Source organism: Pseudomonas sp. S44 (assembly GCF_016624805.1).
Lineage (GTDB): Bacteria > Pseudomonadota > Gammaproteobacteria > Pseudomonadales > Pseudomonadaceae > Aquipseudomonas > Aquipseudomonas machongensis.
The window spans coordinates 483,967-495,806 of the sequence record NZ_JACVTY010000001.1 but is presented as its reverse complement, the minus strand read 5'-3'; the positions used below and the strand labels follow the sequence as shown (position 1 = coordinate 495,806).

Annotated in this window: 13 protein-coding genes; 6 read left to right on the top strand and 7 right to left on the bottom strand. The window is 63.9% G+C overall.

Annotation, left to right across the window (positions count from 1 at the left end; translation table 11 throughout):
• Positions 1–258: 258 nt before the first annotated feature.
• Positions 259–1,350: a tartrate dehydrogenase gene (locus IAE40_RS02125; RefSeq protein ID WP_200602544.1), complete on the bottom strand. Its 1,092-nt coding sequence runs from the start codon at positions 1,348–1,350 to the stop codon at positions 259–261.
• A 96-nt stretch (positions 1,351–1,446) separates the two neighbouring features.
• On the opposite strand from IAE40_RS02125, the gene IAE40_RS02120 reads away from it, so the two are divergent.
• The 4 genes from IAE40_RS02120 (at position 1,447) to IAE40_RS02105 (ending at position 4,276) form a co-directional block, all read left to right on the top strand.
• Positions 1,447–2,358: a LysR substrate-binding domain-containing protein gene (locus IAE40_RS02120; RefSeq protein WP_197889611.1), complete on the top strand. Its 912-nt coding sequence runs from the start codon at positions 1,447–1,449 to the stop codon at positions 2,356–2,358.
• Positions 2,359–2,671: 313 nt separating this feature from the next.
• The gene (locus IAE40_RS02115) at positions 2,672–3,559 is read left to right on the top strand and encodes an EamA family transporter (RefSeq protein WP_153774646.1); all 888 of its coding nucleotides are present in this window, start codon (positions 2,672–2,674) and stop codon (positions 3,557–3,559) included.
• Between the two features lie 61 nt (positions 3,560–3,620).
• Positions 3,621–3,941: a YbjQ family protein gene (locus IAE40_RS02110; protein ID WP_063544738.1), complete on the top strand. Its 321-nt coding sequence runs from the start codon at positions 3,621–3,623 to the stop codon at positions 3,939–3,941.
• 140 nt (positions 3,942–4,081) lie between these two features.
• The gene (locus IAE40_RS02105) at positions 4,082–4,276 is read left to right on the top strand and encodes a hypothetical protein (RefSeq protein WP_153774645.1); all 195 of its coding nucleotides are present in this window, start codon (positions 4,082–4,084) and stop codon (positions 4,274–4,276) included.
• Positions 4,277–4,361: 85 nt separating this feature from the next.
• Here IAE40_RS02105 and IAE40_RS02100 read toward each other — a convergent pair whose 3' ends face one another.
• Both IAE40_RS02100 and ampC read right to left on the bottom strand, forming a co-directional pair.
• Complete coding sequence (locus tag IAE40_RS02100) at positions 4,362–4,697, bottom strand: hypothetical protein (protein WP_054893774.1); 336 nt, start codon at positions 4,695–4,697, stop codon at positions 4,362–4,364.
• A gap of 400 nt (positions 4,698–5,097) precedes the next feature.
• On the bottom strand, positions 5,098–6,237 hold the full coding sequence (ampC, locus tag IAE40_RS02095) for a class C beta-lactamase (protein ID WP_200602543.1): 1,140 nt from the start codon (positions 6,235–6,237) through the stop codon (positions 5,098–5,100).
• A 127-nt stretch (positions 6,238–6,364) separates the two neighbouring features.
• On the opposite strand from ampC, the gene IAE40_RS02090 reads away from it, so the two are divergent.
• A complete protein-coding gene (locus IAE40_RS02090) occupies positions 6,365–7,357 on the top strand; it encodes a bile acid:sodium symporter family protein (protein WP_054895374.1) in 993 nt (330 codons plus the stop codon).
• 40 nt (positions 7,358–7,397) lie between these two features.
• Here the strand turns inward: IAE40_RS02090 and IAE40_RS02085 are convergent, their stop codons facing one another.
• Genes IAE40_RS02085 through IAE40_RS02075 form a run of 3 tightly spaced genes read right to left on the bottom strand, consistent with a single transcriptional unit; the run spans position 7,398 to position 10,041 of the window.
• On the bottom strand, positions 7,398–7,982 hold the full coding sequence (locus tag IAE40_RS02085; protein ID WP_200602542.1) for a TetR/AcrR family transcriptional regulator: 585 nt from the start codon (positions 7,980–7,982) through the stop codon (positions 7,398–7,400).
• A 12-nt stretch (positions 7,983–7,994) separates the two neighbouring features.
• Positions 7,995–8,843: a 3-hydroxybutyryl-CoA dehydrogenase gene (locus IAE40_RS02080; protein ID WP_153773515.1), complete on the bottom strand. Its 849-nt coding sequence runs from the start codon at positions 8,841–8,843 to the stop codon at positions 7,995–7,997.
• Positions 8,844–8,856: 13 nt separating this feature from the next.
• Positions 8,857–10,041: an acetyl-CoA C-acyltransferase family protein gene (locus tag IAE40_RS02075; protein ID WP_197889614.1), complete on the bottom strand. Its 1,185-nt coding sequence runs from the start codon at positions 10,039–10,041 to the stop codon at positions 8,857–8,859.
• Between the two features lie 169 nt (positions 10,042–10,210).
• Here IAE40_RS02075 and IAE40_RS02070 point away from each other — a divergent pair, with 169 nt between their 5' ends.
• Positions 10,211–11,242, top strand: a complete 1,032-nt coding sequence (locus tag IAE40_RS02070) for an AraC family transcriptional regulator (protein ID WP_153773517.1) — start codon at positions 10,211–10,213, stop codon at positions 11,240–11,242.
• A 19-nt stretch (positions 11,243–11,261) separates the two neighbouring features.
• Here the strand turns inward: IAE40_RS02070 and IAE40_RS02065 are convergent, their stop codons facing one another.
• Positions 11,262–11,699, bottom strand: coding sequence for a carboxymuconolactone decarboxylase family protein (locus IAE40_RS02065; RefSeq protein WP_197889616.1), 438 nt, complete (start codon positions 11,697–11,699; stop codon positions 11,262–11,264).
• Between the last annotated feature and the right edge of the window lie 141 nt (positions 11,700–11,840).

The following is an 11,840-nucleotide window of genomic DNA, read 5'->3' as shown; positions in this document are numbered from 1 at the left end:
GGAGTCAGGCGTTGAGGAAGTCCGTATCGGTGAGGCTTTTTTATTCTGTTAACCATTGATTAACACAAATCCATTGGTTAACGGAAAGTGTGCATGGATTTGTCGAGGGCCGCAAGAGGATCGTCGGACAATCCTGATGGCGGGTTTTGTGGCGATGTGGTCAAAGCGAGGCTGGTGCAGTTCCGGTGAGCGCGCGAAGCCCGCTCTATCCCTATGAGAGCGGCGACCCGCCGCTCTCACGGATATCCATACTGCTGGTCAGGCGTCGAGCAGTTCGGCGATGGCCTTGCCGACCTCTTGGGTCGAACGGCTGCCGCCCATGTCGCGGGTGGTGCCGCCGTTGGCGATCACGGTCTCGATGGCCTTGAGGATGTCGTCGTGAGCGGCCTGATAGCGCGCGTCGTCGCCGTCCTTGCCGAGGAACTCTAGCATCAGCGCGCCGGACCAGATCATCGCGATCGGGTTGGCGATGTTCTTGCCGTAGATGTCTGGCGCCGACCCATGCACCGGCTCGAACAGCGATGGGAACTTGCGTTCGGGATTGAGGTTGGCCGAGGGCGCGATGCCGATGGTGCCAGCGCACGCCGGGCCCAGGTCGGAGAGGATGTCGCCGAACAGGTTGGAGGCCACCACCACGTCGAAACGTTCTGGCTGCAGCACGAAGCGTGCGCAGAGAATGTCGATGTGCTGCTTGTCCCAGCTGATCTCGGGGTAGTGCGCGGCCATTGCGGCGGTGCGCTCGTCCCAGTAGGGCATGCTCACGGCCATGCCGTTGGACTTGGTCGCCGAGGTCACGTGCTTGCGCTCGCGGGTCTGGGCGACTTCGAACGCGTACTTGAGGATGCGGTCGACGCCGCGGCGGGTGAACACCGATTCCTGCAGCACGAATTCGTTGTCGGTGCCTTCGAACATGCGTCCGCCGAGCGAGGAGTATTCACCCTCGGTGTTCTCGCGGATCACCACGAAGTCGATATCACCCGGCTGCTTGTTGGCCAGTGGGCAGGGCACGCCGGGGAACAGGCGCACCGGGCGGATGTTGACGTACTGATCGAAGTCGCGGCGGAACTTGAGCAGCGAGCCCCACAGCGAGATGTGGTCGGGCACCTTGTCTGGCCAGCCGACGGCACCGAAGAACAGCGCATCGAAGCCCTTGAGCTGTTCGAACCAGTCATCGGGCATCATCTTGCCGTGGGCCAGGTAGTAGTCGCAGCTGGCCCATTCGAAGAACTCGAATTGCAGGTCCAGGCCGTGCTTGCGTGCCGCGGCCTCGACCACGCGGATGCCTTCGGGGAGGACTTCGTTGCCGATGCCGTCACCCGGGATGGCGGCGATTTTGAAGGTCTTGGTCATGACGTGCATCTCGTGTGTGGGAACAGATGCGGCTCATGCTATAAGGAGGCTATTCAGAGATAATCCATCCATTCATTTATTCTTAGTGTACATATCGTGAATAATCTGCCTAATCTCGACGACCTCGATATCTTCCTGCACGTGGCCCGTCGTGCCAGCTTTGCTGCAGTGGCGGACGAGCGCGGCATGTCGCCGGCGTTCGTCAGCAAGCGTATTCGGCTACTCGAAGAAAGCCTGGGCGTACGCCTGCTGCATCGCACCACGCGACGGGTGACGGTGAGCGAGGAGGGCGAACGGGTCTATCAGTGGGCACAACAGATCTTCAATGCGCTTCAGGGCATGGACGACGATCTCAACGCCGGCCAGCGCGAGCCTGCCGGGCAACTGCGCATCGCCAGCAGCCTGGGGCTGGGGCGACGTTTCGTGGCACCAGCACTGTCGGAGCTGGCGGCGCGCTATCCGCGCCTGGACATCCGTCTGGACGTGCACGATCGGCTGGTGGACCTGATCGCCGAAGGTGTCGACCTGGACATTCGCGTGGGCAACGTCATCGCACCGCACCTGATTGCCAAGCCTCTGGCGCGCAATCGCCGGGTGCTCTGCGCGGCGCCGGCCTACCTGGCCCGGCACGGTACACCGCGCACCTTGGCGGAGCTGGCCAGCCACGACTGCCTGGTGATCAAGGAACGCGATCATCCATTCGGTCTGTGGCACCTGGAGGGGCCCAGTGGCGAAGAAAGCGTGCGGGTGACCGGGCCGCTGTCGAGCAACCATGGCGAGGTGGCGCACCAGTGGTGCCTGGATGGGCGCGGAATCCTGCTGCGCTCGTGGTGGGATGTGCACGACAACCTGGTCGATGGCCGGTTGGTACAGGTACTGGAGGATTACCAGCAGGCGGCGGACATCTGGGCGGTGTACACCGCGCCCTTGGCCGGATCGGCCAGAGTGCGGGTGGCGGTGGAGTTCTTCCGGCAGTACTTTGCCGAGCGGTATCGGTTGCCGGAGTGACTTCGGTCTCTGCCCTCGACGGCCATCGGCCCTGCAGGAGTGGCCTCATGTCGCGAAAGGGCTGCGCAGCAGCCCCCGATACTCTGTGTATCTGCACAGATCCTGGACCCGCTACGCGGCACCTTTCAGGACACAAGCAGCGATTAGGCGCTCCGACTTGCCGCGAGACGACCGCTGCAAAACCGCTCAACCCTTGCGCAAACAGCTGACTGTTGCGCAACCCTGGGCCGCAACTGTGCTGGTCGCTGTCGACGGAATACCCTTATGCTGTAACGAAATATGTCTAGTAAAGCCTGAGAGAAGGAACACCGAAATGCCAGTCAAGGACCTGTTGATCGCTCTGGTGGTGATCATTGCCTGGGGCGTCAACTTCGTGGTCATCAAGGTCGGGCTCGATGGCCTTCCGCCCATGCTGCTCGGTGCCTTGCGTTTCATGCTGGTGGCCTTTCCGGCAATCCTCTTCATCAAGCGTCCGAACCTGCCCTGGCGTTGGCTGATTGCCTATGGCGCGACCATCTCGCTGGGGCAGTTCGCCTTCCTGTTCCAGGCCATGTATAGCGGCATGCCCCCGGGTCTGGCTTCGCTGGTGCTGCAGTCGCAGGCGTTCTTCACCCTGGGTTTCGCCGCGCTGTTTCTGGGCGAGCGCTTGCGCCCGGCCAGTGTGCTCGGGTTGCTTGTGGCGGCCGGCGGCCTTGCGGTGATCGGCAGCGAAGACAGCAGCCATGTGCCATTTGTGGCGCTGCTGTTGACCCTGTGCGCCGGCGCCATGTGGGGCATGGGCAATATCATTACCCGTCGCTTCGGCTCGGTGGATCTGGTGGCCCTGGTGATCTGGGGCGGGTTGATTCCGCCGCTGCCGTTCCTGGCGCTGTCGTGGTGGTTGGAGGGGCCGGAGCGTATTGGCCATGCGTTGGCCAACATCGGCATGAGTTCGGTGCTGGCGCTGCTCTACCTGGCGCTGGTCGCCACCATGCTCGGCTACAGCCTGTGGAGCACATTGCTGTCGCGTCACCCGGCCGGCAAGGTCGCGCCATTTTCGCTGCTGGTGCCGGTGATTGGCCTGAGCTCTTCGGCCTGGCTGCTCGGCGAGCGCCTCAGCGCCGCGCAGGGTTGGGGGGCGCTGCTGGTGATGCTGGGGCTGCTGATCAACGTCTTCGGGCCTCGCCTGAGCCAGCGCCTGCGAGCTGCCAGCGCGCACTAGCGCTGTTCAGTGCAAGGCTCTGTTAGGATCTGGGGTTTTCCAGAACCACGGAGCCGCGCCCATGATCATTTCCACTACCAGCCAGCTCGAAGGTCGCCCGATCGCCGAGTACCTCGGCGTGGTCAGCGCCGAATCGGTGCAGGGCGTCAACTTCGTGCGCGATTTCTTCGCACGTTGGCGCGACTTCTTCGGCGGTCGCTCGCAAACCCTGGAAAGCGCATTGCGCCAGGCGCGCGAGCAAGCCACCGAGGAGTTGCTGGAGCGGGCACGTCGCTTGCAGGCCGATGCAGTGGTTGGCGTGGACTTCGAAATCAGCATGCCGTCCGTACAGGGCGGAATGGTCGTGGTGTTCGCCACCGGCACGGCTGTGCGCCTTAGATAGCGGCCAGGTGCCATTGGTCGGGCAAAGGACTTTCGTCCGAGTGGTCTGCAAATGACCGACTAGTCTCATTTCTACGGGCCGTGTTTCTCTGGGCAAGCAGGTTGCTTGCCGACGCGGACGCCTTTGGAGGGAGACAGGGCATGAGCGAGTCCTATATCGAAGACCTGAACGACGCATTCCCGATCAATAACCAGGTGCGTTGCGGCCAGACGGCCTTTCACCTGGGTTTTGCCAACATGACCCACGACGAATCCGAGCAGCTTCAGCCGGCCCACTTGCAGCGCAGCAAGAAAGGGCGTTTCACGCCACGGGTGCCAGCCAAGAAATCATCCTGACGCCTCATTGATCCCATTGCGTGAGACCGCGCCGGGCATGAAAAAGCCCGGCCTTGCGGGCCGGGCTCAAGTAGCGGTGTACAACTCAGTTGAGTGGGTCGATCACCTTGACGGCCTGCTGCTCACGGGCAGCGGGCCATTCTTGTTGCAGGGTCATGAGCACGCGTTCGACGAACTGAGTGTCGGCGGCGGCCTTCTTGCCAACGTAGCCCTGGCCACGGCGGTAGACCTTGAAACGGGCGCACATGCTGTCGGGCATATGCAGGTCGGATTCGTCTTCGACGGTGTTGGCCGGCAGGCGGTCGAGGCGGACCTCGCCGGTCTGGCTGACCCACAGCAGGTGGTCGTCGAGGCTGTCCTTGCGCGCGGCGAACAGCTGGGCCAATTGGTCGATCGTAGGATTGTTGTTCAAGTTCATCATAAAGCCCCCATTACCCATTCGTTGGTGATTTTCACAGTTGGCGCCACAGCGGTGTAGCGCTCTACCAAGGCTGCTACAGCAGCATCGCAACAGGGGCTTTCTCACGCTGCCTTTTGGACAGTTTCCCTCTCCACGAACGGCCTGCGTTACCGCGCAGGCCGTCTGGAATACCCTTGCCACCGCTCCCGATCAGGGAGACGGCCTCATCATGCACAAGGCTGGGGAAGGGCGTCAATGGTTTTGTAGTGAAAATTTTTTCTCACTACATCTTGTCGGACAATCCTGCTTTTTCAGGGGAATAGCGTGTACTTGAGGTCATTGCTTTCAAGGAGTTCGCAGGTGATTGTGTGAGGGCAAGCACCTCCCAGCCTCTACGCAACCACCTTGAAAGGCATGCCACTCAAAGCGCCACGGCAGACAGGATCGCGTAGGCTGCACGAACCCGTTCATCGTTGGGGTAATTGCGATTGGCAAGCAACGCAATGGCCATGCCCTTGCTCGGCACGAACACCACGTAGGCGCCGAACCCTGTGGTGGCACCGGTCTTGTTGTACCAGTACCCAGGAGCGTCCGGCTGCGCCGGCTGTAGGCGTTTGGTGGCCTGTGCTTCGCGGATCATCTGCACACCGTTGCCCTTGACCAGGGTGTCGAGTGCGACCGGATAGGGGTAGCGCTCCCAGCCCAGGCCCTGGGTCATGTCGCCCACCTGGAAGTAGCCGCCGTGGGTGATGGCGATCGCCTTGGCCATATCCGCCGACAATCCCTGCGGGTCGAGCTGCGCGCGCAGGTAGGCGAGCATGTCGGTGGCGCTGGTCTTGATGCCGTAGGCTTCGTCGGCGAAGGGCCCCGGGCTGACGCGAATCGGGCGCTCATTGGCATCGTAGCCCTGGGCATAGTGGCTGCGCTCTGCTGCCGGGACCTGCAGGTAGGTGTGCTTCAGGCCCAGGCCTGGGAGCACGTCCTGGCGCATCAGTTCGGCGAACGGGCGCTTCTGCGCCTGCGCCGCGAGGTTACCGAACAGTCCCAGGCTCGGATTGGAATAGCAACGGCGGGTGCCGCGCTCGGTTTTCTGTTGCCACTGCTGGAGGAACACCAGCGCCTGCGCGTCGTTGCTTACCTCGTCGGGAAACTGCAACGGCAGGCAGTCAGCACTGTAGGCGCCCAGTTCCAGGACGCTCGCCGAGCCCAGCGCGGACTTTTCCAGTGCCGGTTGGTAGCGGCTGGCCGGGGCATCGAGGTCGAGCTTGCCTTGGGCGCTGGCCAGTGCGACGAGGGTCGCGGTGTAGGTCTTGCTCACCGAGCCGACTTCGAACAGCGTGTCGCGGGTCACGGGGCGATTGTCGGCCTTGTCGGCCACGCCGTAGCTGAAGTAGTGCGCCTGGCCATTGGCGTAGACCGCCACGGCCATGCCGGGAATGCGTTGTGCCTGCATCAGTGGCTGGACGATGGCGTCGACCTGGTGTTGCAGGTCGTCTGCCAGCGCCGGGGTTGCGGTCATCGCCAGGGCCAGGGTGAGCAGGGCGGGGCGGAGGTTGTACATCGGTAGGTTTCCTTGCCTGGAAGAGGGCCAATGTCCGTTCAGCGACACTGGCGGGGGTTCCGGCGTTAGCGCCGAGAGAGCGCAGACCTTATCGTCAGGCCTTGCACCATGACAAGACGGACACTTCATGAAGTACCTGCGCATGCTTTTCGATAAATTCACCCTGACCCTGCTCTCGGTGGTCCTGCTGGCGACCTTGCTGCCCTGCTCGGGTGACGGCGCAGTGGCCTTCGGCTGGCTGACCAACCTGGCGATTGGCCTGTTGTTCTTCCTGCACGGCGCCAAGCTGTCACGCGAGGCGATCATCGCCGGTGCCGGCCACTGGCGCCTGCACATCCTGGTGTTCTCCTGCACCTTCGTACTCTTTCCATTGCTGGGCCTGGCGTTCAAGCCACTGTTCGTGCCGCTGGTGGGCAACGAGCTGTACCTGGGCCTGCTCTACCTGTGCGCCTTGCCTGCGACCGTGCAGTCGGCCATCGCCTTCACCTCGCTGGCACGCGGCAACGTCCCGGCAGCGATCTGCAGTGCGGCGGCCTCCAGCCTGCTGGGCATCTTCCTCACGCCACTGCTGGTGATGCTGTTGCTGGGTGCTGACGGCGATACCGGTTCGGGGCTCGATGCGGTACTTAAGATCACCCTGCAACTGCTGGTGCCCTTCGTGGCCGGGCAAATCGCCCGTCGCTGGATCGGCGCCTGGGTCAAGAAGAATGCACGCTGGCTGAAGATCGTCGACCAGGGTTCGATCCTGCTGGTGGTCTATACCGCGTTCAGTGAAGCGGTCGTGACGGGCTTGTGGAATACCGTCTCGCCGCAGCACCTGCTGGGTCTGTTCGTCGCCTGCGGCGTGTTGCTGGCGGTGGTGCTGCTCGGTACCCGCTTGCTGGGGCGCGTGCTGGGCTTCAGCGTCGAAGACCGCATCACCATCCTGTTTGCCGGCTCGAAGAAGAGCCTGGCCACCGGGGTGCCGATGGCTCAGGTATTGTTCGTGGGTAGCGGGATCGGCGCGATGATCCTGCCGCTGATGCTGTTCCACCAGATCCAGCTGATGGTGTGTGCGGTGCTGGCGCAGCGCTACGCAGCGCGGGAAGTGGTGGGCGAGGAAGCTTCGGCGGCGTCCTGACGCAGAGGATAGTGTGAGCGGGACGCGAAGCGCCTACCGTTCACACCAACGCTCGCTCTATCCCGCCCGCCACCAGGCTCTCCATCAGCCCGACGCCTTGCAGCTCGGGCACACCACGCGCTTGCAGCACGCCCGGCAGCTGGTTCAGCAAGCTGCCCAGCACGTGCCCGGCCGCTGCCAGCACCTCGCCGCCATGGCGCGCCTTGGGCGCAACCAATTGCAACAACCCGGTTTCGTAGTCGTGGCGCAGCTCGCCCAGGCGTGCCTGCTGAGCCTCGCTCAGGCAGCAGAAATCCCGCTCTGCCAGACGAAACTGCAAGGACCGCTCGCTGTGCAACTGCCAGTGCGCAGCAATCAGGCCAGGCAATGCCGGCTTGCCTCTGGCCAGCGCGCGGCGGCCTTGGTCGAGCGTGGCCAGCAGTTCTTCATACAGCTCCTCGATCAGGTCGAACAACAGGTCCTGCTTGCTCGGGAAATGGTGGTACAGCGAGCCCGCCGTCAGCCCGACATGCGCGGCCAGCTCGCGCATGCTGACCTGGCCGAAGCCTTTTTCGGCGAACAGCGCCATGGCCCTGTCGCGGCGTTCCTCGAAATTGGCGCAGCGCAGGGCAGCAGTGACCGGCATGGCGCGCGCTCCTCAGTAGGTGAAGAAACCACGGCCGCTCTTGCGCCCGAGGTAGCCGGCGGCAACCATCTCCTTGAGCAGCGGTGCAGGGCGGTACTTGCTGTCGTTGAAGCCCTCGTGGAAGGCCTCCATGATCGCCAGCAGGGTGTCCAGGCCAATCAGGTCGGCCAGTGCCAGCGGGCCGATCGGTTGGTTGCAGCCCAGGCGCATGCCCGTGTCGATATCTTCGGCGCTGGCCAGGCCCTCCTGACGCACGAAGATCGCCTCATTGATCATCGGCACCAGGATGCGGTTGACCACGAAGCCGGGGCGGTTGCCCGCAGTGATCGGTGTCTTGCCCAACTTCTCGGTGACCAGCAGCGCCTGGGCGTAGGTCGTGTCGCTGGTCTGAAGGCCACGGATGACCTCGACCAGGGCCATCATCGGCACTGGGTTGAAGAAGTGCACACCGATGAACCGCTCAGGGTGCTCGATGCTGGCGGCCAGCTGAGTGACCGACAGCGATGAGGTATTGGTGGCGATCAGGCACTGTGCAGCGACACTGGCGGCCACCTGCTGGAGGATGCGCTGCTTGAGCGCCAGGTTTTCGGTCGCGGCCTCGATCACCAGTTGCGCGCTCGACAGCTGCGCGTAGTCGGTACTGGTGCGGATGCGCGTCCTGGCGGCTTGGGCCTTGTCCGCCTCGAGGGTGCCCTTGCTGACCTGGCGTTCCAGGTTCTTGCTCAGTGTGGCGACACCGCGCTCAAGCGCCGCGTCACTGACATCGATGAGCAACACCTGGAAGCCGGCTATCGCGCACACCTGAGCGATGCCGTTGCCCATGGTACCGGCGCCAATCACGGCGATTTGCTGGATGGTCATGTCGATGCTCCCGTCACACGCGCTCGAAGACCACGGCGATGCCTTGGCCGCCACCGATGCACATGGTCGCCAGTGCATAGCGCCCCTGGATGCGCTGCAACTCGTGAATGGCCTTGGTGGCGATGATCGCGCCAGTGGCGCCGACCGGGTGGCCGAGCGAGATGCCCGAACCATTGGGGTTGACCTTTTCCGGATCGAAGCCCAACGCCTGGGCCACGGCGCAGGCCTGGGCGGCGAAGGCTTCGTTGGATTCGATCACGTCCAGGTCCTTGACCGACAGGCCGGCTTTTTCAAGCACCTTGCGCGTGGCCGGGATCGGGCCCAGGCCCATCAGCTCGGGTTCGACCCCGGCATGGGCGTAGGCCACCAGCCTTGCCAGCGGCTTGAGGCCAAGGCGGCGCACCGCATCGCCGGTCGCCAGGACCAGGCCGGCGGCGCCGTCGTTGATGCCGCTGGCATTGCCGGCGGTGACGCTGCCGTCTTTCTTGAAGGCGGTGCGCATGCCCGCCAACTGCTCGGCACTGACATCGCCGCGCACGTGCTCATCGATGGCGAACTGCACACTGCCTTTGCGGGTCTTCAGTTCGATCGGCACGATCTGGCTGTCGAAACGACCTTCGGCGATGGCGCGGGCGGCGCGACGCTGGCTGGTCAACGCCAGTTCGTCCTGCATTTCACGGGTGATGCCGTGCTTGGCCGCGACGTTCTCGGCGGTGATACCCATGTGGAAGCCTTCGAACGGATCCTGGAGGATGCCGACCATGTAGTCGATGCCCTGCAGGTCACCCATGCGTGCCCCCCAACGGGCTTGCGGCAGCAGGTAAGGGCCGCGGCTCATGGACTCGGCGCCAGCAGCCAGGGCAATGTCGGTATCGCCCAGCAGCAGGCCCTGGGCGGCGGATACGATCGCTTGCAGACCCGACCCGCACAGGCGGTTGACGTTGAATGCCGGGGTTTCCTTGGGAATGCCGGCGTTCATCGCCGCCACTCGGCCCAGGTAGGCGTCGCGTGGTTCGGTCGGGATCACGTTGCCCATCACCACATGGCCGATCTGCTCGGCGGCCACGCCCGAGCGCTCGATGGCAGCGCGGGTCACGGCGGTGGCGAGGTCGGCCAGCGGCAGGTCCTTGAGTGAGCCACCAAAACCACCGATGGCCGAACGCACTGCACTGACGACATAGATTTCTGCGCTGCTCATATATAGCTCCGATTGCGAAGGCGTGGCGGGACGGTGCCGGGCTCTGCGAGAATGGCGACCGTTGCGGATGGGGTCCGAGTCTAGGCAAAGGCCGGGAAGGGGCCTATGCCGAAACTGCTCAGTCAACCTGGCATTTTTTGCCACTCAGCATAGACAGCGGATATCCGTCATGCGCGAAAGCGATTCGGTCGCGGTGTACTTTCTCAATGCCATGCTCCACGCCCTGCGCGATCGCCCCGATGAGCGCGATGCGCAACTGCGTGCGGTCGGCATCGACCCGGCGCTGCTCGCCCGCCCCCAGGCGCGGGTACCGGCCAAGGCGTTCGCCCGGCTGTGGCTGGCGCTGATCGAAGACCTGGACGACGAGTTCTTTCGTCTCGACAGCCATGGCATGCCGATGGGCAGCTTCGCCCTGATCTGCCGTGGCTTGATCCAGGAGCCGACCCTGGAAAAGGCGCTGCGTCAGTGCCTGGGTAACTTCGCGTTGTTCCTGCGCGATTTGCGCGGCAGTTTCGCGGTGCGCGGCGGGCGTGCGGTGATCAGCGTGCAGTCGAATATCGACGATCCGCTGACACGGGTCTATGCCGAGGAAACCTTCCTGGTGCTGGTGGTCGGCCTGCTGTGCTGGCTGGCCGGACGGCGCATCAGCATCGACCGCACCGAGCTTGCCGTGGCGCGCCCGGCGCAGGACGACGACACGCTGCTGTGGGGGCCGGACCTGCGCCTGGGCAGTGGGCGTACCGAAGTGGAGTTCGACAGCGCCTGGCTGCGCCTGCCGGTGGTGCAGGACCTGGCGGCGCTCAAGACCTTCCTGCGCAGCGCGCCGCAGGGCCTGGTGATCCGTTTTCGCAACCAGGGCGACCTGGTGGCGGAGGTTTATCGCCATCTGCGCAGCCGTGGCTACGGACAGTGGCCGACCCTGACGGCCATGGCCGAGCGCCAGGGCCTGAGCGCCAGTACCTTTCGCCGGCAACTGGAGCGCGAGGGGCGCTCGTACCAGCAGATCAAGGATGAAGTGCGCCGGGCCATGGCGTTCGAGCGTTTGCGCGAGGGGCAACTGAGCATTGCCGAGATCGCCGAGCAGACCGGGTTCCAGGAGCCCAGCGCCTTTCACCGGGCGTTCAAGAAGTGGACGGGGCAGAGTCCGGGGAGTTATCGGACCCGGCTGGGTGTGAACCCGCAGACCGCCGGGGCCGCATAGCGGCCCCAAAGGCTCCACCTCAAGCCGGCACCATGGCAAAGCCGACACCAAAGCGGTTCCAGGCATTGATGGTAGCGATCGCCAGGGTCAGGTTGGCAACTTCACCTGCTTCGAAATGCTCCAGCAGCGCTTCGTACTCGACCTGCGGTGCACCGCGCTCAGGCAAGCGGGTGAGGCTTTCCAGCCAGGCCAGTGCGGCGCGTTCACGCGGGGTGAAGAAACGGGTTTCCTGCCACACGCTCAGGGTCTGCAAGCGTGCCTCGCTTTCGCCCGCCTTGCGCGCATCGTTGGCGTGCAGGTTCACGCAATAGGCGCAGCCATTGATCTGCGAGGCGCGCAGGCGCACCAGTTCGAGCAGTGAATGCTCCAGGCCGCACTTGGCCAGGACCTGCTCCAGGCCGACCATGGCCTTGTAGGCTTCAGGGGCGTGCCTGGCCCATTCGATTCGATCGTGCATGGTGATTCTCCAGTCAGTTCAAGTCAGGGGTGATTCGTGGTGCCAGCGTAGCGCCGTTGCCTGCAGGGCCCGATAGCCAATCCCGCTATTTGCCGGGAGACCAATGCCGGCATTCGTGCGGCCACTGACCTGCATCCAATC